Genomic DNA, 22766 nt, shown 5'->3' with positions numbered 1-22766 from the left:
TGTACCCAGGTGTATCAACGTGTACATGGTACAGTACAGTAATAACATTTAACGGGTATAGGTTTATTGCTGCATTTGCTTACTTCATGGGTGAACTAATTTTTATATCGAATTTAATCACTAAACGTGTTAACTTAGTGTATGAAAAAAATTATCATCCTTGTAGCTATCACCGCAAATTGCAGCATCGCATTTGCCCAGGAAACTGCCGTGGCTGCCGTTAAGCAAACCATTAATAATATGTTTGATGCTATGCGTAAAGGTGATAGTACGCTGCTGCGCTCAACATTTGCTACCGGCATTGCATTTCATGGGGTATCGAATAAAAAGGATGGCTCAGCTGTTTTGGTAGTAGATAACCCTAACGATTTTGTAAAAATGGTAGGTACACCGCATAAAGGGGTATATGATGAACGAATAGTTTTCCAGGATATAAAAATTGATGGCGATTTGGCCAGTGTTTGGGCGCCATACAAATTTTATTTAGACGATAAATTCAGTCATTGCGGGGTGGATGTTTTTCAATTAATGAAAACTGCAGCAGGATGGAAGATCATTTATATTGTTGATACCAGGCGGAAAGATAATTGTCCTGAATAAACCATGTTATAGTAATCAAAATAATATTTAGACTTGGCTTAAGCTAAATATTATCCGGCTCTAAAAGTCCACGTTGTCTGTTATAAAAGGCAATAAATAAGCCGATAATGCCTGCCGTAATACATACATCGGCAACATTAAAAATACCGGTACGTATATTTTTAATGCCCATATTCATAAAATCGGTTACGTGGCGGTCATAAATTATACGGTCTATAATATTACCTAATCCACCGGCTATTACTAACGAGAAGGAAAGCAGCTTTAACAAACTAAAATTGTTTAATTGCCGCACTACATAAGCAAATAAAAGAAGCAGTATTACTAAAGGCACTATACTTAACAGCCAAAAACTTACTTTTGGGGGCAGTGCATCGCCAACGCTTAAGGCGGCGCCGGTATTTTCTACCCGTTCAAAGCGGAAAGTATCATGAAAGTAAGAGATAGGCTCGCCAAATAACAATAAATGTTCTTTTGCCATTTGCTTGGTTATCCTGTCGCATCCTATAAATACCGTACAGCTAATACAGAATAACAATACTTTTGCCCAATTTTTCATAATAAGCTATACTAATCAGCGTAATCCATAATCAAAACAATCAGCGGTTCAAACAATTATCTTAACCTGTCTGCCGACTTTATCAGCTTCTCATCACGCTGTATAGATTTTTGCGCCAGCACAATCAATAATAAGCTAAGCGAAAGCAGAATGATACCAATGCCATAATTGCCCATATTTAAATAAGCATCGCCAATAGCGCTTTTTACCGTTTGTGATACCCAGTAACTATAAGCTATTACCACCAGCATGGCGCCATAACATAAGGCAACTTGCTGTTTGCGGTTTTTATACATAAATATAATTGCCAAGGGTATTAAAGCTACAAACGCCGTTGCCACAGTAAGTGCAGTGAAAGCCCCGGTATGGGTATGTTGGCCATTTACATCCTGGTAAATACCGGTAACCATAATAGTTACTGGTTTGCTGTTAACATATACATTATGAACCAGTGGGAAAAGAAATAGCGCAGCTATTACAAGCCCGGCAAATAATAAGTAAATACTTTGTATTCGTTGTAACATAAGTTGAATATTATGGAGCAAATATAATTGTTTTAGTACTGTTTATATAAATAACACTTTTTATTAAAGTGCAAATAATATTGTAGATTTATGTTGTTTTAATAATAACCACCCATGGCCGATACTCCTGATGCTGCTCTTTCTCCAAAGGATGTGAAGTTTGAAAATAACCATTTAAAAAAAATGTTCCTGGAACATTTAAACAGTGTTTATTTTGGCAAGCAACATTTGTTTGATTTTTTTAATGAGATTGAAACTATAGCTTCGCTGAAGCAATTAAAGCTGGCTATTGATGAACTTAGAACAGATACTAATAACCAGGTACTGCTAATGGATGAGATATATAAAGCTATCCAGAGCGTGCCAGCAAAAATTAGTATTTTAGGCATGAAAGCCATGACGTTGGAGGCTTATCTGTCGGTAATTAAAACCGGCAAAACACCTGTTGAGCGTGATGTATTTATATTGTTTTATCTTCAAATAATAGAAGGTATTGAAATAACCTACTTTAAAGTGCTTAAAAATCTGGCCAAATCAATTGGCTACAGCAATACTTTTTTAGATCAGCCTTTTGATACCGCGGTTGAGAATAAAATTTTGTTTGAGGCTATTTACAAGGAATATATTAGTTAGCGAAGATTGGGTATTAAAGATTGAAAATTGGGCTTATCATATTTGACACTAATCTTCAATCACTAATCTTTAATCTTCATTAGCTACCTTTGCCCTGTGGCAGCAAAACAACGCTATTTTATTGAACTGGCTTATGATGGTGGCAACTATCATGGCTGGCAATCGCAGCATAATGCTGTGAGTGTGCAGGAGGTGCTTAATAAAGCCTTGTCAACCATATTGCGAGAGCCAATTGAAGCGTTAGGTTGTGGGCGCACAGATACAGGCGTACATGCTAAAGAGTTTATCGCGCATTTTGATTGTAAGTCTATGGTACATCCTCCATCCTCTATCGTTAATAGTGTACGTAGTATTAATTCTGTTTTGCCGCATGACATCGCTGTAAAAAGCATCATCCCTGTTCATGCTGGTGCACATGCAAGGTTTGATGCTACTTTAAGATCTTACGAATATCATATCCACTTTAATAAAGACCCATTTAAAAATGGCTATTCGTGGTTATTGCGTGATGAGCCTGATCTGGAATTGATGAACAGAGCCGCAAAGATCATTATGGGATACATAGATTTTAGCTGTTTCAGTAAATCAAACACACAGGTTAAAACCAATAATTGTAAAATAGTTAACGCAGAGTGGGTACGCGAAGGTGATAGCATAATTTTCAAAATATCTGCCGATAGGTTTCTGCGCAATATGGTGCGCGCTATTGTAGGTACGCTGTTAATGGTGGGCCACAAAGAAATTGAGCCCGAAGCTATCCGGGATATCATTGAAAGTAAAAACCGCAGCAATGCGGGGGCATCTGTGCCGGCTTGCGGATTGTATTTAACGGAGGTGAAGTATCCTTTGCCCTACCCCCCTGAAGGGGGAACAATAGCGTAACCAGTTTTATTTTCGATCAATAATAAAGTAACTTTGAATTAGTGAGTACAGATAAAAATAACAGTCCCCAAAAAGACACTTCAAAGGCTCTCCCTTCAGGAGGCGGGGGGGGTGTAACCGGAAAAGCATTTGATTGGCAGCTGCTAAAGCGGGTAATGCATTATGTTAAGCCGTACAATACTACGTTTATCATATCGGTATTTTTAACTGTTTTTTTGGCTGTTAGCGCGTTGGGACTGCCCGTTCTTATCCAAAAAACACTCGATGAGCATATAATGCTTAATGATTATAACGGCCTGCTCTTTATGGTGGAGCTGATGATAGGATTGCTTCTTATTCAAACCATCGCCCAATATTATCAAACTTATCTTACCAATGCTTTAGGTCAATCAGTAATACGCGATCTGCGTATTGATATTTTTAACCATATCACCAAACTGCGCTTAAAGTATTTTGACCGTACGCCAATTGGGATGCTCATTACCCGTACGGTATCAGATCTGGAAACTATTGCCGATATATTTTCTGAAGGGTTAATATCTATCATGGGCGATATGTTATTAGTGGTTGCAATTGTAATAGCCATGTTGCTAAAAGATTGGAAATTGGCGCTTATTACATTAATCCCGATGCCCTTACTGTTTGCATCAACTTATGTATTTAAAGAAGCTATTAAATCATCATTCCAGGAAGTGCGCACACAGGTAGCACAGTTAAACACCTTTTTAGCCGAGCATATTTCGGGTATCAGCATAATACAAAACTTTGCACGCGAACACCAGGAAATGCGGAAGTTTAAGGCTGTTAACTTAAAATATCGCGATGCAAATATCCGGTCTAACTGGTATTATTCTATATTTTTCCCGGTTGTAGAAATTTTGTTTGCCGTTTGTATTGGTTTGCTTGTTTGGTATGGCTGCAAAAGAATACTTACCGATCAGCAATTAACAAGTATATCTGCTACAGGTAAGCCGGTAACACCGGGGGTTATATTGGCATTTATTGTGCTATTAAACTTACTCTTCCGCCCTATACGTCAATTGGCCGATAAATTTAATACGCTGCAAATGGGCATGGTAGGCGCCGATAGGATATTTAAGGTTTTAGATACTGATGAGGTAGCCGTAAACACCGGCACATTAAAACCAATTCGTTTAGCAGGCGAGCTTGAGTTTAAACATGTTTGGTTTGCTTATAATGATGAGAACTGGGTTTTAAGGGATATTAACTTCCACGTAAAACCCGGCGAAACATTGGCGCTGGTAGGAGCTACAGGCGCCGGCAAATCATCAACCATAAATATTCTGAACCGCTTTTATGAAATTGGCAAAGGCAAGGTTAGTGTTGATGGAAATGATATAAGGGAATATGATGTTGATTACCTGCGGTCGCAAATTGCTACGGTAATACAGGATGTGTTTTTGTTTACAGATACCATTGCCAACAATATCAGCCTTAATAACGAGCTGATAACCCGCGAACAAATCATTGCCGCAGCCAAAGATGTAGGCGCGCACGAGTTTATTGAACGTTTACCGGGCGGTTATGATTATAACGTAATGGAACGTGGCGCAACCCTATCAGCAGGGCAGGCGCAACTCATTTCATTTATCCGCGCCCTGGTTTATAATCCGGCTATTTTGGTATTGGACGAGGCTACGTCATCAGTTGATACAGAAACAGAGATATTGATACAAAATGCCATTAATAAGCTAATGCAGGGGCGTACGGCCATCGTTATTGCCCACCGCTTATCTACCATACAAAATGCCAATAAAATAATTGTACTTGATCACGGCGAAATAAAAGAGATTGGCACCCATCAAGAGCTGCTGCGTATTGATGATGGGTATTATCGTAAGTTGTACGATCTGCAGTTTAATTCTACCGGGATAGCGCGTTAGTCATGGGGTAAATCCACTAATGACCAATGACTATTTAACCGGATTAACCGGTTGCTCTTCCCGCTCATGTTTTTTAGCGATATCCCCGCCATGAGGCACATCAGCATTATACTGTTTGTCAGAATTGCGCACCTTGCTTTTGCCACCGTTATCATTTGGCCTGTGGGTAGGCGTATCTGCCGGTGATGGTTTGTTTGTTGAGTTTGCTGGCTTTGTCATGTTATAATAACAGTTGGAGAAAAAATTTGTTTATTATCTGAACCAGGATTTGTAAGACTTCTAAATTATAGGATGTAATACGGTGAAAATCTTATTATCCTTTAATCTTATTAATCTTAGTTAAATTCTGTTAAACAAAACTTAAAAGTCAATTAATAAAATATAAACTTTTACCTTTAGTAATGGTTTCTTAATTTCGCATAAACTAATAGTAAGCTATGGAAGAATTTGAAGCAAGCGAATCGGCACATAAAACAAAGACGATATATATATCTACTGTGTTTGGTATAGCTATGGTTTTGTTAATGATAGGTTTGCTGGGCCTTATATTAGTGCATGCTAATAATCTTTCGCGCTATGTAAAGGAAAATATTGTACTAAATATTTTTGTTGACGATGCAGCTCACGAAGCTGATGTGCGTCAGTTACAAAATCAATTGGAAACCAACCCGATGGTTAAACAAGCCATTTATGTAAGTAAAGAACTGGCCGCCCGTAACCTGCAAAAAGACCTTGGCGAAGATTTTGTGAAATTTTTGGGATACAATCCATTATCACAATCATTAGATGTTTACCTGAAAGCTGATTTTGCCAACAATACAGATATTTCAAAATTTAAAGATCAGTTGTTAAAAAACCCGCTGGTAAAAGAGGTTAAATATCAGCAATCGCTGGTCGACCAAATGAATCAGAATTTAACATCTATTACCTTAGTAATATTAGCCTTTACAGGTATATTTGTGGTAGTATCTGTAGCACTTATCAATAATACCATCAGGCTGGCTATTTACTCGCAAAGGTTTTTAATTAAATCAATGCAGCTGGTGGGTGCTACCAAAGCATTTATCCGCAAGCCATTTTTGCTATATGGTATGTGGCACGGTTTATTAGGCGGATTAATAGCTGTTATAATTTTGGTAGGTACCTTATACCTGGCTAATTTAGAAGTACCCGACCTTGTTATCCTGCAAAACAACGCAGAATTCGCGATCGTATTTTTATGCGTACTTGGTATTGGTATATTTATTTCGGCCTTTAGTACCTACCTTGCAGTAAATAAATTTTTACGTTTAAAATTATACGACCTTTATAGGTAAAAGGTGAAAGGAATAAAGGTAAAAGTGCCTTCATTCACCAATTCACTCAATCACTCATTCAATAATTAAAAAATAGATGGCAAAGACCACACAACCGGCGGCAAAAACAGCAGCTAAACCACAGGGAACTACACCTGTAAAATTTGTATTCGATAAAAGTAATTATACCTGGTTCATCATCAGTATTGCTGTAGTGGCATTTGGCTTTGTGCTTATGGCCGGCACTACTGATATTTACAGCACCACTAAAATTGTTATAGCACCTATAGTAGTTTTAGGCGGATTTGGAATTGGTTTTTACGCTATCCTTAAAAAGCCGGAAACAAAATAATTTTATACTGTAGCCAGTGTAGCGCTACATACAGTATATATTTGCTCCAATCTTTAAATCTACCCTCACCTCCATGAATATTATTCACGTTATTATACTGGCAATTATTGAAGGATTGACAGAGTTTTTACCGGTATCGTCAACCGGCCATATGGTTATTGCCAGCTCATTGATGGGCATAAGCAAGGATGAATTTGTTAAACTATTCGAGATCGTTATTCAGTTAGGTGCTATCCTCGCGGTGGTGGTGCTTTACTTTAAACGCTTTTTTCGCTCTATTGATTTCTATGTGAAATTGGTTATTGGTGTTATACCTGCGGTGATATTTGGTTTATTGTTAAAGAAAAAGATAGATATTCTTTTAGAAAGCCCGTTAGTTGTCGCAGTAGCTTTTGTACTGGGTGGCATTATTTTGCTTTTTGTTGATGAATGGTTTAACAAACCTACTGTTGATGACGAAAAGGAGATAACGCATCTTACCGCGCTTAAAATAGGTTTGTTTCAATGCCTGGCCATGATACCTGGCGTATCACGTTCGGCTGCTTCAATAGTAGGGGGTATGTCGCAAAAGCTAAGCCGCAAGGCAGCTGCCGAGTTCTCTTTCTTTTTAGCGGTGCCCACCATGTTTGGTGCAACCCTTAAGGACCTTTACGATTTTTATAAGCACGGCAACATAGCAGCAGTTGATTTGCACCAGGATATAAAATTCTTATTAATAGGCAGCGTTATCGCTTTTATTGTGGCGCTATTGGCCATAAAATCATTTATTACTTTTTTAGAGCAAAAAGGCTTTAGGCTATTTGGCTTTTACCGCATTTTGGCAGGTATAGTAATTATTGTATTGTACTATACAGGCAACGCTTTGCATACAGCTTAATACTTTTACATCATATTTTAAAAAGAGCGATGGGTTGTAAAAACCATCGCTCTTTTTATATATAAAGCCTGCGCGTGTAACAATAATGTTAAATAGTGTTAATAGTACAATAAGGTACAATTATTAATTAGGCATGGCGTTTGTATATTGTTATTAGAAACACGAATTAACGTAATGTGTTGTTTTGATGAATATTTCAAAATAGCATGTCTCTTCATATAATTGGTTTATAATTGGTTAGTTAGAGCTCCTGCCCATCAGGAGCTCTACTTGTTTATATCAGAACCATGATTTGGAGATTAAAGGATTTCATGCTTTTGCAATAATCAGGCTAATTTTAACCTAAGAATCAAGGTTCAGAGCTTTTATATTCTTAACAATCCTATTCTTCTCACCTTTGCTTTTAGCCAGCTTTAAAGCAGTTTGTAAATGCGCTGAAGCTTTTTCATTATCAATAGCAGTATATAACCACCCCAGCAAAGAATGATATATATGGCTATCGGCTAACTGTGTTAATTTCTCGGCTTCAATAATGGCTTTTTCTTTACCATCTGCTTTGGCCAAAGCATAAGTGCGGTTTAGGGCCGCCATGGGTGAGTATTCCAGTATTAGCAGTTTATTATAGAGCTGTAAAACATTTTCCCACTTTTCGGCGGTATCTGCCTTAATGGTATGCCAGTAGGCAATAGCAGCTTCCAGGTGATAGCGTGTTAACAGATCGCCATGGGCCGCCCTTATCAAATAGTTTTTGCCTCTCGAAATTAATTCCTCGTTCCACAAGCTACTGTCTTGCTCATCATAGATAATCATTTCGCCATTTTTATCTATCCTGGCCTCAAATCGCGAGGCATGAAAACACATGAGCGAAAATAACGCGTTTACAGGGGGTAAATTTGTTGGTTTGTTTTCTATCAACAAATAAGTTAAACGCATAGCTTCCAGGCAAAGATCTTTGCGCAGGTTAGTATTGCCACTGATGGAATAATAGCCTTCATTAAATAAAAGGTATAAAGTAAGCAGTACTGTTTCTAATCGTTGATTTATTTCATTAACGCCAGGGAATTCAATTTGTACATTATTTCCCCGCAATTTTTCTTTTGCGCGAAACAGGCGCTTGTTAATAGTTTCTTTATTGGTTAAAAAGGCATCGGCAATTTCGGCAATATTAAAACCGCAAAGGATACGCAATGCCAAACCTATCTGCGCTTCGGCCGGAATGATTGGCTGGCAAATAGCAAACATCATTTGCAGCTGGCTGTCATTAATGTTTTTTTCGGATAGGTCTATCTCAATTTCTTCTGCCGTGGGATTTTCGGCTTTAAGGTTTACAACAATTTTTTGTGTAAAAATTGCATTGTGTTTTAAATGGTCCTTCGCTTTATTTTTAGCTACAGTATAAAGCCATGCGGTTGGGTTTTCGGGCAGTTTGTTTTGACCCCATGTTTCTGAAGCCAACAGGAATGTATCACTTACTATATCCTCTGCTATTTGTATATGCTCAAAACCAAACAGTCTTGCCAGCACAGCCGTAAGCTTACGATACTCTGTGCGGAACAGATTAGATAAAAGCGGTTCTTCTTTCATGAAACAAAAGCCCCTCACATTAATGAGGGGCTTAATTTTACCTTACATAGATATAATTTGTCTTACCTCAACACTGCCGCCAACGGCAAGTATGGGGCAGCCTTTGGCAATTTCGGCCGCTTCATCTAATGATGTGGCTTTAATAATGGTATAGCCGCCTATTAGTTCTTTAACCTCAACATAGGCACCATTGGTAACTACATTGTTTGGTTTTACTACTTTGCCATCGCTGTTTAGACGATTGCCTTGGTTAACCAGTTTGTTTTGGGCCGCTAAACCGCCCATCCAATCCTGCCATGGTTTTGAAATTTCTTGTAACTGCTCTGGAGTTAACTGAGTGTCGAAAGAGGCTTCACGCCTGAAGATCAATAAGAAGTCGTTCATTTTAGTTGAGTTTTAATGGTTAAAAACTAATGACGATCCGGTATTTAAAAATTGGACATGCCACTGCGTTTTTTATACCTCTATTACTCAATGAAGGTAACTAAAAATGTCATTTCGACCATAGGGAGAAATGACATTGGATGTTTATTGTTACTAATTACTTCTCCAAATAATTCTTCAAGCTGGTGCCTGTAATATAGGTCCATCCACGGGCAAAGCTTTCTCTTGCAAATGAAGAGTTATCAGTTGGGAAGCTTTCTAAGCCCGTATGTGTTAGCTTAAGCCGTGTTTGTCCGCCTTCTGCAATAAGCTCAAAAGTTACCAGCGAATTGCCCGGAAAATCAAGATATCGCCAGGTATAAGCCAACTTTTTGCCGGTAATAACTTCTTTTACTACACACTCATGTACAAATTTCACGCCTTTATCCTCGCCACTAAAATAGAAGGTAAATCCTACTTCCGGTTTAAAATCATCAACGTCAAAGTACCAATCCTTCATTTTATTTTTATCGGTCAACGCGCTCCAGACCGAGTTAACGGGAGCGTTGTAAGTTTGTTCAATTATAAATGGTTCTGTATTCATAACATATGTTTTATGGTGATAGTAAATTTACTCTTTTTCCAGGAAATTTTTAAGCGTGCCGGTAAGATGGGTCCAGCCACCAACAAATTTTTCGCGCGCAAAAATAACGGACTGCCATTAAGCATATTTTCTAAATTGTTATGGGTTAACACCAGTTTGGTTCCTTCACCTTCTGCAAAAAGCTCATAAGTTACCAGATTTGACAACTTTTTAAAAGTTGTCAAATCTAAAGTGTTGCAGTTATTTTAAAATTTGTAAGTAAGTGTAGTTAAAAGTTGCCTTGGGGGTATAGGTGTAATGCTATAATTGTCATGTATAAGATAATTAAAAGTATTAGTTAAATTAGTTATGCTGGCCAGCAAAGAAATTTTTTGACAGGTATATCCTGCGGTTAAGTTAAGTGTTGCAAAACCACCTATTGGTAATAACCGGCTATAAGGTTGTGCTTGCCCAACGGTATTATTATAACCTGCCAGGCGTGACCCGGTATAAAATGCAGACGCGCCTAATTTAAAACCCTGTAATGCAGCCGAATTAAACGTATAAAACAGAGATGCATTAGCAGTATGCCTGGGGTTAATTACTACTTGCTCACCCTCAATGTTTGAACCTTTTAATCCTGATGTTTTAGTATACCGCATAAAATTATAGCCATATCCTGCTATAAAATAAAGATTTTTTGAAAGATTTCCTGTCAAATCAACATCCAGGCCATCACTTGTGGTTTGCCCGCTGAGTTGTTTTTTGGTAGCATCATTATTTATAGTAACTCCGTCGGCTAAAAACGGGGCCGTTACGGCAAGGTTATTATTAACTATACGGTAAATACTAAAATTTGCAGAGAGTTTACCATCAAAAAACTCATTCTTAATACCGGCTTCGTATTGATCAACAATGGATGGTTTAAGTCCCTGGCCAGTGTAAATATCAGTACCCGTATTAACCTGAAAATTATTGCTATAACTAACATAGATAGAACTTGTTGTTACCGGCTGATAGATCAATGCCAGCTTTGGCGTAAAAGCGCGATCATATCTGGTTATAGCTGTGCCCGTGACTATTGTATTTTTAAGCAGGTTTTGTATAGTAGTTTGATAAGTTTGCTGCCATGACCAACGTATACCCGCTAAAAATTTCAGTTTGTCGGTAAGGCTCATCATGTCTTGAATGTAAGCGCCGAAACGATATACCGGCGCGGTTGTTAAAGCGGTATCAACAGCGTTGGGTATATCTGTTCGCTGTGTATACTTGTTCAGATCAATAATATTTATTTTGTCATACGCATAACGGCTTATTGGCGAAGCACCATTATTAATTCCATAGGCCCGGCTTTTATTTAATATTTTAACAGCATCAGCTCCCACTAATAATTGATGTGTGATTGAGCCGGTTTTAAATTTCCCGTTTATATTAAGCTGTCCTGTATAATCACCTTCAAATGTATTTGCCCTGGCCAGGCCACGGTTCCAATCGCCTGTGGCGTTTACTGTATTGGGTAAATTTGAGCCGTAAGAATCAATCTTAGTGCCTTGTGAAGAAATTATGGCGTTTATGTGCCAGTTAGTATTAAATTGATGGTTTAATGTTGCCGTGCCCGAATATTGATTCATGTGGCTATACGCCCAAACTGTATTTATAAATTGCGAACGCGGGACCATGGAAGGTATAGCCTGTCCGTTATTTAATGAACCAACACCCCAATCAGGTGTTAAATTCAATTTTAAATAATCGCCCTCAATTAATAATGTTGTTTTTTTGTCGAGGTTAAAAAGCAGTGACGGATTAATATAAGCATGTTCGCTATAAACATGGTTACGGTAACTGCCGGCATTTTCATAAGTGCCCACTAATCTATACGCTACATCACCGCTCAGGGGGCCATATATATCAATTGAGGGTTTAAACAGGTTATAACTTCCATAGCGCATAGAAATTTCGCCGCCATTTTCAAATCTTGGCTTTTTAGTTATCAAATTAATAACCATGCCGCCTGATACATTGCCATAAAGCAATGCGGCGCTGCCTTTTAATATTTCTATAGATTCTAATGTACTTGCTTCAGGGAAACCTGCCGTGTTTATTAACACGCCATTTTTAAAAATACTGCCCGCGCCACCCCCGATGCCTATACTGTAACCCCGTGCCGAAAAAGTTTCGCTCACACCGCCACGGGTTTGGGTTAAAGAAACACCGCTTACATTTTTAACGGCATCGCCCAGGGTATTAATTTGCTGATCCTCAATTACCTTTCGCGGTACTATTCCAACACTCTGCGGAAGATCCAGCAAACTTATGCTTGATTTACCTATTGATGCCGGTTTGGTAAACGCGTTATCCGCATAAATATTAATTTCATTTAATTGTGAGGCATTTTGTGTGAAAGTAAAGTTAATAACTGTTGTTTTTCCTGAAATTACAATAACTGTTTTTTCATTGTTCCCGGCACCAACGAATGACGTTTTTAGCGTATAGGTACCGGGTTTTACATTTCCAAAAAAGTAAGTTCCATCATTGCCGGTGCTTGTGGCCCTGTTTAATTCAACAATAGTTACCGTTACAAATACAGCAGGTTTACCGTCAGAAGTAGTTACTGTGCCAGAAATTTTCCCATTAGGCGTATCTGCCCTAACCAGGTTACAGGTAAAAAATAGTAGAAACAGGAGTTTTTTAAGAAAGTGATAAGTATTCTGCATGTTATTTATATTAAGTCTAATTAAACGCAAAAATAAGAATGACTTTGGATTTTCAAAAATTATTTAGAATTAATTTAAATAAGGAAGGGTTAATAAGGAAACAGCCCTCTCAACAAACGTCTTCGCGGCAGTTTTCGGTAACGTATCCTGCCGCGATAGTAACGGTTATTACATTAAAAAAGGTGATGTAGTGTTTCATAAAATAATGAAACAGATGAAACACTCTTTTAGGTTAATATATTGATATATAGTTATTTGCAAAAATGAGTGAAACACTTTGAAACAGTACAAAAGCTTTAGGTTAAATATTGTAAATAGCTTATAATAAGTATTTTATACCATTTTATCGATTTTTTCAAATTTAGGGTGAAACACCTGATGTGAAACACTTTTTTGTGTAAACCTATTTTAGGACGAGTCATTGCGAGCGACCCCGCCGGGATAGTACTATGATGTAAACAATACGAATCCTTATAACCTCGTGTGGCTGGAACCTGATCTTGCATTTATGCGCAGGGACCTCTATCGGGAGCCCGTTGCTGGGACAGTGCTAATGAAGTAAATTGGTGTTATATCACTTACAGGCTATTATGCTTAAAAGGTATGTAACATTTATATACACAAGATATTTAATGTGGTATTTATTATGAATTGATTAATAAAATTTGTTTTTTTGATTGAGATATAAAATATTGCCCGGGCGGCTGTATTATAACCAATTTAAACTTGTTAAAAAAGATTATCCATAGCGCTTATATGTATAAGATTGCACCCCCTTGTGATAACTTTAACCTAATTAAACCCTAATTGATGATTCAGCAAAAACCTGCCTTTACCGAGAAGCAATTCGTAGTCACCCTTATTTTTGTTACTTCACTGTTCCTGATGTGGGGTGTATTGCATTCCATGAGCGATGTACTTAACAAGCATTTTCAAAATGTATTAAATCTTTCAAAATCGCAATCGGGGCTAATTCAGTTTTCGGTTTTTGGCGCCTATTTTATAATGAGTATCCCGGCCGGATATTTTATGAAGAAATTTGGCTATAAGCCGGGCGTAATATTAGGATTGGCTTTATTTGCAGGCGGCTTATTTTTGTTTGTACCCGCAGCAAATGCCGCAAGCTTTACCTTTTTCAGGATAGCTTTATTTATAATGGGCTGTGGTATGGCCACATTAGAAACCGTAGCACACCCTTTTGCAGCAGCCCTGGGCGACCAACGTACCAGCGATCTTAGGGTAAACTTTGCACAGGCATTTAACGCGGTTGGTACCATGATAGGCCCGGCCATTGGCACTTTCTTTTTGTTAAGTACAGATAATGTAAAATCAACCGACCTAACCTCTGTAAAAACCTTATATGTGGGTATAGGCTGTGTTATTGTATTGATAGCAATAGCCTTTTTATTTTTAAGGATACCTGCATTAACAGACCCGCATGTTGAAGCAGCAGCGGTTGACCCTGATGCGGTTAATGTTGACGTGGCGCCAACAAAGAAATTATACCAGCACAGACATTTTGTATGGGCCTGCGCCGCGCAGTTTTTTAACGTTGCCGCACAAGCCGGCACCTGGGCCTATTTTATTAATTATGGGGTTGATGTTATGCATTTTAGCAATGAAAAGGCTGGTAACCTGATGATTGTTTTTATGGGGATGATGGCATTGGGCCGTATTGTTGGCACCTACCTGATGAAGTTTATCGCACCAAATAAACTACTGGCCGCGTTTGCATGCGGCAGTATTTTGATGTGTGTAATAGTGGCACAAAATTTTGGCTGGCCATCGTACGTTGCTTTAATGATGATCAATTTCTTTTTCAGCATTATGTTCCCTACAATTTTTAGTTTGGGATTAAAGAACCTGGGCAGCCATACGCAACAAGCTTCATCATTTATAGCAATGGGTGTAGTGGGCGGCGCGGTTTTTCCGTTAATTATGGGGCAGGTAGCTAACCATAATGTAGCCCAGGCTTATTACATGCCAATTATTTGTTACGTGGTTATCTTTTTGTTTGGATATAAATTTTACAAGGTTAAAAAATCAGCATAATCATTTAACAATTAATTATGAGTAACTTAAAAAATCAACAAGGATTTGACCGCCGGGATGCTTTAAAAATGCTTGGCCTGGGTACAACAGCAGGGATACTTGGGCTGATAGGCACACCCATGAGCGCTGAGGCAAAGGAAGAAGAAAAAGCTAAAAATACCTATGCTAAAGGCATGGCGCCGGTTACCATTACAAAAGTAAGGGCAATTGGTACTGCACCAAATGGTTTAAATTTAGTAATAGTAAAGGTGGAAACTTCCGAACCTGGTTTATATGGTGTAGGTTGTGCAACTTTCACCCAGCGTGCCGAAGTGGTAGTTACCGCGATTAACGAATACCTTGATCCTTTTTGTCAAGGAAGGGATGTTGATAATATTGAGGATATGTGGCAGGCCGCCTATGTAAGCTCTTACTGGCGCAATGGCCCCGATCTAAACAATGCTTTAAGCGGGTTAAACGAAGCTATGTGGGATATAAAAGGCAAACGCGCAAATATGCCCGTATATGCGCTTTTAGGTGGTAAGGCCCGCTTCGCGGTTGATACCTATGCACATGCCGATGGAAAAGATGTTGCGCAGGTTATAGATCAGGTAAAAAAATTCCAGGCAGATGGTTTCCGCCATGTGCGTATACAGTTAGGTGGTTATGGCGCTACCACATTGGCAAAGAACCCTGATTTTAGGGATGCTAAATTTGGTAAACCAACCGATCAGTTTATTGATCCGCATGCTTATGTGCAGGCCATCCCTAAATTGTTTAACGAGGTTAGAAAAGCGTGCGGTACAGATTTGGAACTGTTGCATGATACCCATGAGCGTATACAGCCAATGGATATAATAAACATGTGCAAGCGGTTAGAGGAATATGATCCATTCTTTATTGAAGATCCATTATCGCCCGAAAACAGGAGCTGGTGGAAACAATTGCGTGCCAGCACAACAGTGCCATTTGCCATGGGCGAGCTGTTTAACAATCCTAATGAGTTTGTACAGGAAATGGCCGACCATTCTTTTGATTTTATCCGTTGCCACGTTTCACAAATAGGTGGTATAACCCCGGCCATGAAGATAGCTCACTTAGGCGAGCTGTTTAATGTGCGCTCGGCATGGCACGCCCCCGGCGATTGTTCGCCAATAGGTCATGCTGCACATTGCCATATCGATCTTAACATCTGGAACTTCGGCATACAGGAATCTGTATTTTTCTCAGAAAAAGAAAAAGCGGTATTCCCTGGCTGCCCTGAATTAAAGAATGGTTATTTGTTTGTAAATGAAGCGCCGGGTTTAGGTACTGATATTGACGAGAAAGAAGCTGCCAAATATCCTATAAGCAACCGCGCCGGTAACTGGACAATACGTAAAAGAGATGGTACTATTGTAAGACCGTAATTAAAAATAGTTATGAAAAAGAAGATCATTATTACCTGTCTGTTATTCGGTTTATATGCCGGTGCCGTTGAATTGGCAGATCCGCCGCAGGCTACTATTACAAATGGCCAGGTTACGGCAACTTTATACCTGCCCGATGCCGAAAAGGGACATTACCAGGCCACTCGTTTTGATTGGGCAGGTATCATTTCAAGTTTAGAATATAATGGACATAGTTTTTACGGTAAATGGTCGGATAACGAAGGGCCAAAAGTGCATGACGCGGTGATGGGGCCGGCTGAATCATACGGGCCAATAGGCTACAGCGATGCAACAGCAGGCGGCACCTTTATAAAAATTGGCGTAGGCGTTTTGCGCAAACCAAAAGAAAGAGCGTATGCAGAATTCAAGCTTTATGATATTGTTGATGGCGGAAAATGGAGCGTATCACCCAAAAAGGATCGTATTGAATTTACCCAGGAGCTGCATGACTCGACCGGGTATGCATTCATCTATAAAAAAACTGTACGGTTAGTAAAAGGGAAACCCCAAATGGTTTTAGAGCATAGCTTGAAAAACACAGGTACAAAAGCTATTGAAACCGATATGTTCAATCATAATTTCCCGGTTATTGATAAAGAGCCTACCGGGCCTAATATTAAATTTATTTTTCCGTTTGATGTAAATGAAGGTACAGGTGGCCGGGGCTGGGGAACGGTTGGAAAAACCAATGGTAAAGAAATAAATTTTTTACGCACCTTAAATAAAAACGAGCAATTATACAGCGCCGGCCTGCAAGGATTAGGAGGCACCTACAAGGATTATGATATTAAAATGCAGAACCAAAAAAGCGGTGCCGGTATACATGTAACCAGCGATCAGGCGTTAGAGAAATTAGTTTACTGGGCCTGCCCAACCACCGCCTGCCCCGAGCCTTATATAAAAATAAGCGTTGCACCGGGCAAAGAAATGAAATGGAATACCAATTACGAATACTATACGTTTACACCCGATACAAAATAGAATTTTTAAAAAATAAAAAAATGAACTATTCTAATCTGAAGTATATAACACCTATTATTTGCCTGCTATCAACAGGCGTTTTTGCACAACATGCAAAAACAAAACCGGTTACTGACCTTGATTATCGCGAATATGGTGGTAATAAGGCAGGTAACCGCTATACACCTTTAACCCAGATCAATAAAACAAATGTTAAGGACCTGCAAGTAAACTGGACCTACGACACGGGGGATAATATCGGTGGCCGCGGCAACGACTGGCAATACCAGCCTATTGTAGTAAAAGGCGTAATGTATGTAGTTACGCCACGGGCCAAATTGGTTGCATTGGATGCAGCTACAGGCAAGCAGATATGGATTTTTGACCCGGCAGTAACAGGTAAGCGCCCCGGGGGCCCTGTGCGGTGTGTTACCTATTGGGAAAATGGAGATGACAAGCGTGTAATTTATAATTACGGATATGTAATTCTTGAAGTTAACGCAACAACCGGCGAGCAGATAAAAACTTTTGGCGACGATGGTTTGGTTGATATCCATATTGGACTGAAAGATAATGAAGTATGGGGTGCTGACCCACAAAAATGGGGAATGCGTAATACTTCGCCGGGAGCGATTTATAAAGATGTTTATGTAGTTGGTTCCAGCATGTCCGAAGGGCAGGACGCCCCTCCAGGTTATATACAGGCATTTAATGTTGTAACCGGTAAACTTTTATGGGTTTTTCATACAATACCCCTTCCAGGCGAATATGGGTATGATACCTGGGGCAAAGATTCTTACAAAAAACTTGGCGCGGCTAATGATTGGACCGGTCTGGTTATTGACGATAAACGTGGCATAGCTTATGTGAGCACCGGTTCTTCGTCTGTTGATTTTTATGGAGGTATAAGGCCGGGTATGAACCTGTTTGCCAATTGTATTATAGCGCTCGATGCTAAAACAGGTAAAAGATTATGGCATTTCCAAACCATACACCATGATATGTGGGACCGTGATTTGCCTTGTCCGGGTAACCTTATCACTATAACCCGTAATGGAAAAAGAGTTGATGCAATTGCTCAACCTACCAAAGATGGATTGTTATTTGTATTAGACAGGGTTACCGGAAAGCCATTGTTCCCGGTAAAAGAGACAAAGGTGCCAACAACGCCTGCTTTACCCGGCGAGCATCCATGGCCAACACAGCCTATTCCAACCCTGCCTAAGCCATTTGCTATGCAGGAGCTTACCGAAAAAACAATTACAGACCGCACACCGGAGGCTCATGCTTATGTGTTAGAGAGGTATAAAAATAGCCTGCATGGCAGTAAATATATGCCGCCGAGCGAACAGGGTACGTTGTATTTTGGTTTTGGTGGTGGCGCCGAATGGGGTGGCACAGCTGTTGATCCTAAAGGTATTATGTACATCAACGCCAACAATATGTTATGGTGGCAAAAAATGACCGATGTAGCCAAACGTGACGCTTTAGCTTCGGTAACACCGGGCTCTACCTTGTTTAATGCTACCTGCGCGTCATGCCATGGGTCAAACGGTGGTGGTGCCAACGGCGGGGATGGGGCGCAGCCTTATCCTGTTTTAACCAATGTAGGCGACAGGCTTACCCGCGATCAGATAACTACCATATTAGAAACAGGTCGTGGCCGTATGCCGTCGTTCCAGAATATTCCTAAAGCCGATCGTGACCTGATAGTAGACTTTTTATTACATACCGAAAAGAATGTTCCGGCCCGTAACAATGCCGGAAGACAACGCCAAACTACGCCGTGGTCTACACCTTATCAAAATAACGGCACACAACAGTTCCGTGATAATGAAGGTTATCCGGCTATGAAAGCACCGTGGGGAACACTTAATGCTATTAACTTAAACACAGGAGCTTATTTATGGCAGGTGCCATTAGGCGAATACCCTGCTTTGATGGCCAAGGGCCTTCCGCCAACAGGTACAGAAAACCACGGCGGTGCTGTAGTTACCGGCGGCGGCTTATTATTTATAGCAGCAACATACGATGAAAATCTGCGCGCTTATGATACTAAAACCGGTAAAGTGATTTGGAAATATAAATTACCCGCAGGTGGCTTTGCAACACCTATAAGCTATATGGTTAATGGTAAACAATATGTAACCATTGTATGCGGCGGAACCCGCTATAATTTAAAACCGGGCGGCACCATGCTTACATTTGCTTTGCCTAATAAATAAGATTTGACGAGTTATAAATTAAAGAACAATAAATTGAAAAATACAACCCCATATAAAATTGCATTAGGCGTATCCTTGCTATGCATATTGGCCGCTTTGGTAATGGCTGTTACCGGTCACCTGGCAGATGCTGGCCCCCTGTTTGTAACGTTTTTCGTTGCCTTGGCTATTGGCTTCAGAGGATATGAGCATTTAAAAAGATTTGCCTATACCGTAATTATATTTGCCGCAGTGAGCCTGGCTATGTATTATCCTGCTCACTTTGTATCATATGGTGATTTTAAGTTTGCTGTATTGATAACCCCGTTAATACAACTGATTATGTTTGGTATGGGTACTTCCATGAGCATGCATGATTTTGTGGGCGTAGTTAAAACCCCTAAAGGTGTATTTATTGGTGTAACCAGTCACTTTATTATTATGCCATTGATAGGATTTACACTGGCCAGTGTAAGTCATTTCCCGCCAGAGATAGCTGCAGGTATTATCCTGATAGGCTGCTCGCCAAACGGTATGGCATCTAACGTAATATCGTACTTAGCAAAAGCTAATTTGGCATTGTCTATCACCATCACCGCGGTATCCACTATGCTTGCACCGCTACTAACACCGTTGTTGATGAAACTGTTGGCCGGGTCATTTATCCAGATAGATGCCTTTAAAATGATGTTTGATATCTTTAAAATGGTTATCGTTCCAATTGGCGCGGGCTTGATATTTAACCGCATATTTATTGGTAAGGTAAAATGGCTGGATACCGCCATGCCGCTCGTATCTATGTTTGGTATAACCTTTATCATTGTAATTATTACTGCCGCGGGCCGTGCCAGCCTTTTAACTATAGGGCCACTATTGTTATTATTGGTATTGGTTCATAATTTATTAGGTTATACGCTGGGCTATTGGTCGGGCCGTTTATTTAAGATGAACGAGCGCGATTGCCGAACCATGGCTATAGAGGTAGGTATGCAAAACGGCGGCCTTGCATCGGGCATTGCTAAAGAAATGGGTAAAATGGCAACCGTTGGTTTAGCACCAGCAGTGTTTGGCCCGTTAATGAATATTACCGGCTCTGTACTTGCCTCATGGTGGCATAAAAAACCAACCGGTGATGCAGCTGTTGATAACCCGAACGCTGTGCCGGAAGATGTTGAATTGACTTAATATAACTCACAATAAGTTTAAAGGCCCGGACTGTTTAAGTTCGGGCCTTTTTGCTTTAGTTGAGTTTAGGAGATAATGAATTTTCTTGCATCAATAGGAAACTAATACCTTACAAGAATCAGGTATAAACATATGAATGTTTATACATTACAGGATATATGGTATATTTGTTATATTTATATTATAGTGTAAACAATAAAATAATAAGTAATGGAAGCTGTTGGAAAACTAACTAATGTGCAAATAGAATTATTAAAACTGTTTCAATATAATTTACCGGAAAAGCAATTGGCTGAAATTAAAAATATACTGGCAAAATATTTTGCAAATACTGCGACTGCGGAAATGGATAAATTATGGAAGGAAAATAACTGGAACAATGATTTGATGAAGGAATGGACCAATGAAAATTTAAGAAAGAAATAATCGATGATAGTCGTATTGGATACGAACGTCCTGCTGGTTTCCATCCCCCTAAAATCAACTTATAGACCAATTTTTGATGCGCTAATCGATGGTAAATTCGATCTTGTTCTTAGTAATGATATCTTATCAGAATATACTGAAGTTATTGAACGAAAGGCGAATGCCGCAGTGTCAACTAATATAGCAGAAATGTTATTGAACCTTGATAATCTCAACAAGGTGGATGTATATTTTGAATGGAAATTAATTGATAAAGACCCCGATGATAACAAGTATGTAGATGCAGCTATTGTAGGGACTGCTGATTTTATTGTTAGCAATGATCAGCATTTTAAAATTCTGAAGTCTGTTGATTTTCCCAGGGTCAATGTTATCAGTATAGACGAGTTTCTGAACCTTATACTCAAGAAATAAGTCTTGGCATGGCTGTTGTGTTTGAAATAAAAATTTCCGGGATCAAATAGCTTACACTACTATTTCCTCAAATAAAATATAGCCTGGTCGCCCTGGTTTTGGCTGTTTAACTCTTCGGCACTTATTTCGTAACCGGCTATTTCATCGGCCGAAAAAAAGTCTTTAGCGGTAACATATTCTTTGGTATCCGGCTTAACCAATGCTATATCGCGCTTGTACAATTCGCTACCCCAAAACTGAAAGGCAGTAGAATCATAAATCACATCTTCAAGAGTAAAGCCAGTTTTATCAGCGAGTAGTTGTATGCTTTTAGTAGTATGCAAAAAGAAATGCCGTGGTGCATCTAACTGTACCCAGTCTTGTTTGTAAATTTCCCAGGCTTTGCCAGCAACAGGTATCCTCACTAAAAGATAGCCGCCTTTTTTTAGCAAATTATAGCTTTTGGAAAATTCTGTATAAGGATCGTCCATGTGTTCAAAAACATGGTGCATCATTAATAGATCGTAGCTATTAGGTCTCAGCTCGCTCAGATCCTTTTTAAAAACCTTTACGCCGTGGCCGTAATCGTATTCCTGGTGCACATATTTATCCACGCCTTGTATGTTGGTAAAGCCCAGGTTATACATTTCGCAAATAAGCTTGCCTTTGCCACAGCCTATATCCAGTATTTTTTGTGATGGGAGCGTGCCTAACGGTTTAAGATAGTTAAAGATATCCATTTTGCTTTTCCTATACTTCTTCTTTATTCTAAAGCTTCCAAACAATCTTTTTATAAACGGTAGGCGCACCAACGGCGGGATTTTATGCTGAAAAGAGTAATAGTAGTCAGGGTAGTAGCTTTCTATATGAGCAGGTATATCAATGATCTGTATGGTTTGGCAAGAGGGGCATTGTGCGTAGGCAAACTCATCGCGCAGACCCAGCATCATTTCGCGCACATTGAAAGTACTCCCTAATCCGGTATTACAAATCTTACAACTATTCATAGTAATCCTGCAGAATTTTTTTGCAATATAAGCTTTAATACAATTTACAAAGGCAGAGCCGGAGCTTTTACATGCCCAATATCCACATAAAAAGCACCTGATAGGCTTTGTTAATGTATTTAGTGATTGAAAATTAAGCGACAAGATCCTGTTTACGGGAAACAATGTGTTTAATATTTATTACGTCAAGTGTACCAGGGTGTATTCACCTGTACCTGGTACAGTACACTCACTACTTTGTGGTTGCTCCGGATATTGTA

Annotated in this window: 23 protein-coding genes; 14 read left to right on the top strand and 9 right to left on the bottom strand. The window is 39.3% G+C overall.

Features of this window, described 5'->3' with window-relative positions:
- Positions 1-141 precede the first annotated feature (141 nt).
- Positions 142-600 (top strand): nuclear transport factor 2 family protein, encoded by a 459-nt coding sequence (locus JWR23_RS05715; protein ID WP_299514029.1) that lies wholly within the window; start codon positions 142-144, stop codon positions 598-600.
- Positions 601-643: 43 nt separating this feature from the next.
- Here the strand turns inward: JWR23_RS05715 and lspA are convergent, their stop codons facing one another.
- On the bottom strand, positions 644-1159 hold the full coding sequence (lspA, locus tag JWR23_RS05710; protein WP_299514027.1) for a signal peptidase II: 516 nt from the start codon (positions 1157-1159) through the stop codon (positions 644-646).
- A 56-nt stretch (positions 1160-1215) separates the two neighbouring features.
- Entirely contained in the window at positions 1216-1683 is a 468-nt protein-coding gene (locus JWR23_RS05705; RefSeq protein WP_299514025.1) for a DUF4293 domain-containing protein, read from the bottom strand.
- A gap of 114 nt (positions 1684-1797) precedes the next feature.
- Here JWR23_RS05705 and JWR23_RS05700 point away from each other — a divergent pair, with 114 nt between their 5' ends.
- The 3 genes from JWR23_RS05700 to JWR23_RS05690 all read left to right on the top strand — a co-directional run bounded on the left by JWR23_RS05700 (position 1798) and on the right by JWR23_RS05690 (position 5102).
- Positions 1798-2316, top strand: a complete 519-nt coding sequence (locus JWR23_RS05700; protein WP_299514023.1) for a DUF892 family protein — start codon at positions 1798-1800, stop codon at positions 2314-2316.
- A gap of 96 nt (positions 2317-2412) precedes the next feature.
- Entirely contained in the window at positions 2413-3198 is a 786-nt protein-coding gene (gene truA, locus JWR23_RS05695; RefSeq protein WP_299514021.1) for a tRNA pseudouridine(38-40) synthase TruA, read from the top strand.
- Between the two features lie 155 nt (positions 3199-3353).
- Positions 3354-5102, top strand: coding sequence for an ABC transporter ATP-binding protein (locus tag JWR23_RS05690; RefSeq protein ID WP_299514031.1), 1749 nt, complete (start codon positions 3354-3356; stop codon positions 5100-5102).
- Between the two features lie 30 nt (positions 5103-5132).
- On the opposite strand, the gene JWR23_RS05685 is transcribed toward JWR23_RS05690, so the two are convergent.
- The gene (locus JWR23_RS05685; RefSeq protein ID WP_299514019.1) at positions 5133-5321 is read right to left on the bottom strand and encodes a hypothetical protein; all 189 of its coding nucleotides are present in this window, start codon (positions 5319-5321) and stop codon (positions 5133-5135) included.
- 218 nt (positions 5322-5539) lie between these two features.
- Here JWR23_RS05685 and JWR23_RS05680 point away from each other — a divergent pair, with 218 nt between their 5' ends.
- From JWR23_RS05680 to JWR23_RS05670, 3 genes are all read left to right on the top strand, one after another.
- The gene (locus JWR23_RS05680) at positions 5540-6418 is read left to right on the top strand and encodes an ABC transporter permease (protein ID WP_299514017.1); all 879 of its coding nucleotides are present in this window, start codon (positions 5540-5542) and stop codon (positions 6416-6418) included.
- A 76-nt stretch (positions 6419-6494) separates the two neighbouring features.
- Positions 6495-6749, top strand: a complete 255-nt coding sequence (locus tag JWR23_RS05675; protein ID WP_299514015.1) for a DUF3098 domain-containing protein — start codon at positions 6495-6497, stop codon at positions 6747-6749.
- Between the two features lie 73 nt (positions 6750-6822).
- Positions 6823-7626, top strand: coding sequence for an undecaprenyl-diphosphate phosphatase (locus JWR23_RS05670; protein WP_299514013.1), 804 nt, complete (start codon positions 6823-6825; stop codon positions 7624-7626).
- 342 nt (positions 7627-7968) lie between these two features.
- Here the strand turns inward: JWR23_RS05670 and JWR23_RS05665 are convergent, their stop codons facing one another.
- The 5 genes from JWR23_RS05665 to JWR23_RS05645 all read right to left on the bottom strand — a co-directional run bounded on the left by JWR23_RS05665 (position 7969) and on the right by JWR23_RS05645 (position 12870).
- Entirely contained in the window at positions 7969-9210 is a 1242-nt protein-coding gene (locus JWR23_RS05665; protein WP_299514011.1) for a sigma-70 family RNA polymerase sigma factor, read from the bottom strand.
- A 42-nt stretch (positions 9211-9252) separates the two neighbouring features.
- A complete protein-coding gene (locus tag JWR23_RS05660) occupies positions 9253-9594 on the bottom strand; it encodes a YciI family protein (protein ID WP_299514009.1) in 342 nt (113 codons plus the stop codon).
- A 157-nt stretch (positions 9595-9751) separates the two neighbouring features.
- On the bottom strand, positions 9752-10177 hold the full coding sequence (locus JWR23_RS05655; protein WP_299514006.1) for an SRPBCC domain-containing protein: 426 nt from the start codon (positions 10175-10177) through the stop codon (positions 9752-9754).
- Positions 10174-10383, bottom strand: a complete 210-nt coding sequence (locus tag JWR23_RS05650; RefSeq protein WP_299514004.1) for a hypothetical protein — start codon at positions 10381-10383, stop codon at positions 10174-10176. Before JWR23_RS05650 ends, JWR23_RS05655 begins: the two co-directional genes overlap by 4 nt.
- Positions 10384-10422: 39 nt before the next feature.
- Positions 10423-12870 (bottom strand): TonB-dependent receptor, encoded by a 2448-nt coding sequence (locus tag JWR23_RS05645; protein WP_299514001.1) that lies wholly within the window; start codon positions 12868-12870, stop codon positions 10423-10425.
- An 810-nt stretch (positions 12871-13680) separates the two neighbouring features.
- Here JWR23_RS05645 and fucP point away from each other — a divergent pair.
- From fucP to JWR23_RS05610, 7 genes are all read left to right on the top strand, one after another.
- The gene (gene fucP, locus JWR23_RS05640) at positions 13681-14922 is read left to right on the top strand and encodes an L-fucose:H+ symporter permease (RefSeq protein ID WP_299513999.1); all 1242 of its coding nucleotides are present in this window, start codon (positions 13681-13683) and stop codon (positions 14920-14922) included.
- Between the two features lie 17 nt (positions 14923-14939).
- The gene (locus tag JWR23_RS05635) at positions 14940-16310 is read left to right on the top strand and encodes an enolase C-terminal domain-like protein (RefSeq protein ID WP_299513996.1); all 1371 of its coding nucleotides are present in this window, start codon (positions 14940-14942) and stop codon (positions 16308-16310) included.
- Positions 16311-16322: 12 nt separating this feature from the next.
- Positions 16323-17312 carry a hypothetical protein gene (locus JWR23_RS05630; protein ID WP_299513994.1) on the top strand — a complete coding sequence of 330 codons (990 nt, stop codon included), beginning with the start codon at positions 16323-16325 and terminating at the stop codon, positions 17310-17312.
- Between the two features lie 20 nt (positions 17313-17332).
- Complete coding sequence (locus JWR23_RS05625; protein ID WP_299513992.1) at positions 17333-19516, top strand: PQQ-binding-like beta-propeller repeat protein; 2184 nt, start codon at positions 17333-17335, stop codon at positions 19514-19516.
- Between the two features lie 33 nt (positions 19517-19549).
- A complete protein-coding gene (locus tag JWR23_RS05620; protein WP_299513990.1) occupies positions 19550-20680 on the top strand; it encodes a bile acid:sodium symporter family protein in 1131 nt (376 codons plus the stop codon).
- 210 nt (positions 20681-20890) lie between these two features.
- Positions 20891-21106, top strand: coding sequence for a hypothetical protein (locus tag JWR23_RS05615; RefSeq protein ID WP_299513988.1), 216 nt, complete (start codon positions 20891-20893; stop codon positions 21104-21106).
- Positions 21107-21121: 15 nt separating this feature from the next.
- On the top strand, positions 21122-21520 hold the full coding sequence (locus JWR23_RS05610; RefSeq protein ID WP_299513986.1) for a putative toxin-antitoxin system toxin component, PIN family: 399 nt from the start codon (positions 21122-21124) through the stop codon (positions 21518-21520).
- A 59-nt stretch (positions 21521-21579) separates the two neighbouring features.
- Here JWR23_RS05610 and JWR23_RS05605 read toward each other — a convergent pair whose 3' ends face one another.
- The gene (locus JWR23_RS05605) at positions 21580-22506 is read right to left on the bottom strand and encodes a class I SAM-dependent methyltransferase (RefSeq protein WP_299513984.1); all 927 of its coding nucleotides are present in this window, start codon (positions 22504-22506) and stop codon (positions 21580-21582) included.
- Positions 22507-22766: the final 260 nt, after the last annotated feature.

It is taken from the genome of Mucilaginibacter sp., assembly GCF_028288205.1.
Taxonomy (GTDB): domain Bacteria; phylum Bacteroidota; class Bacteroidia; order Sphingobacteriales; family Sphingobacteriaceae; genus Mucilaginibacter.
This window is presented reverse-complemented; position numbering and strand designations above follow the sequence as displayed.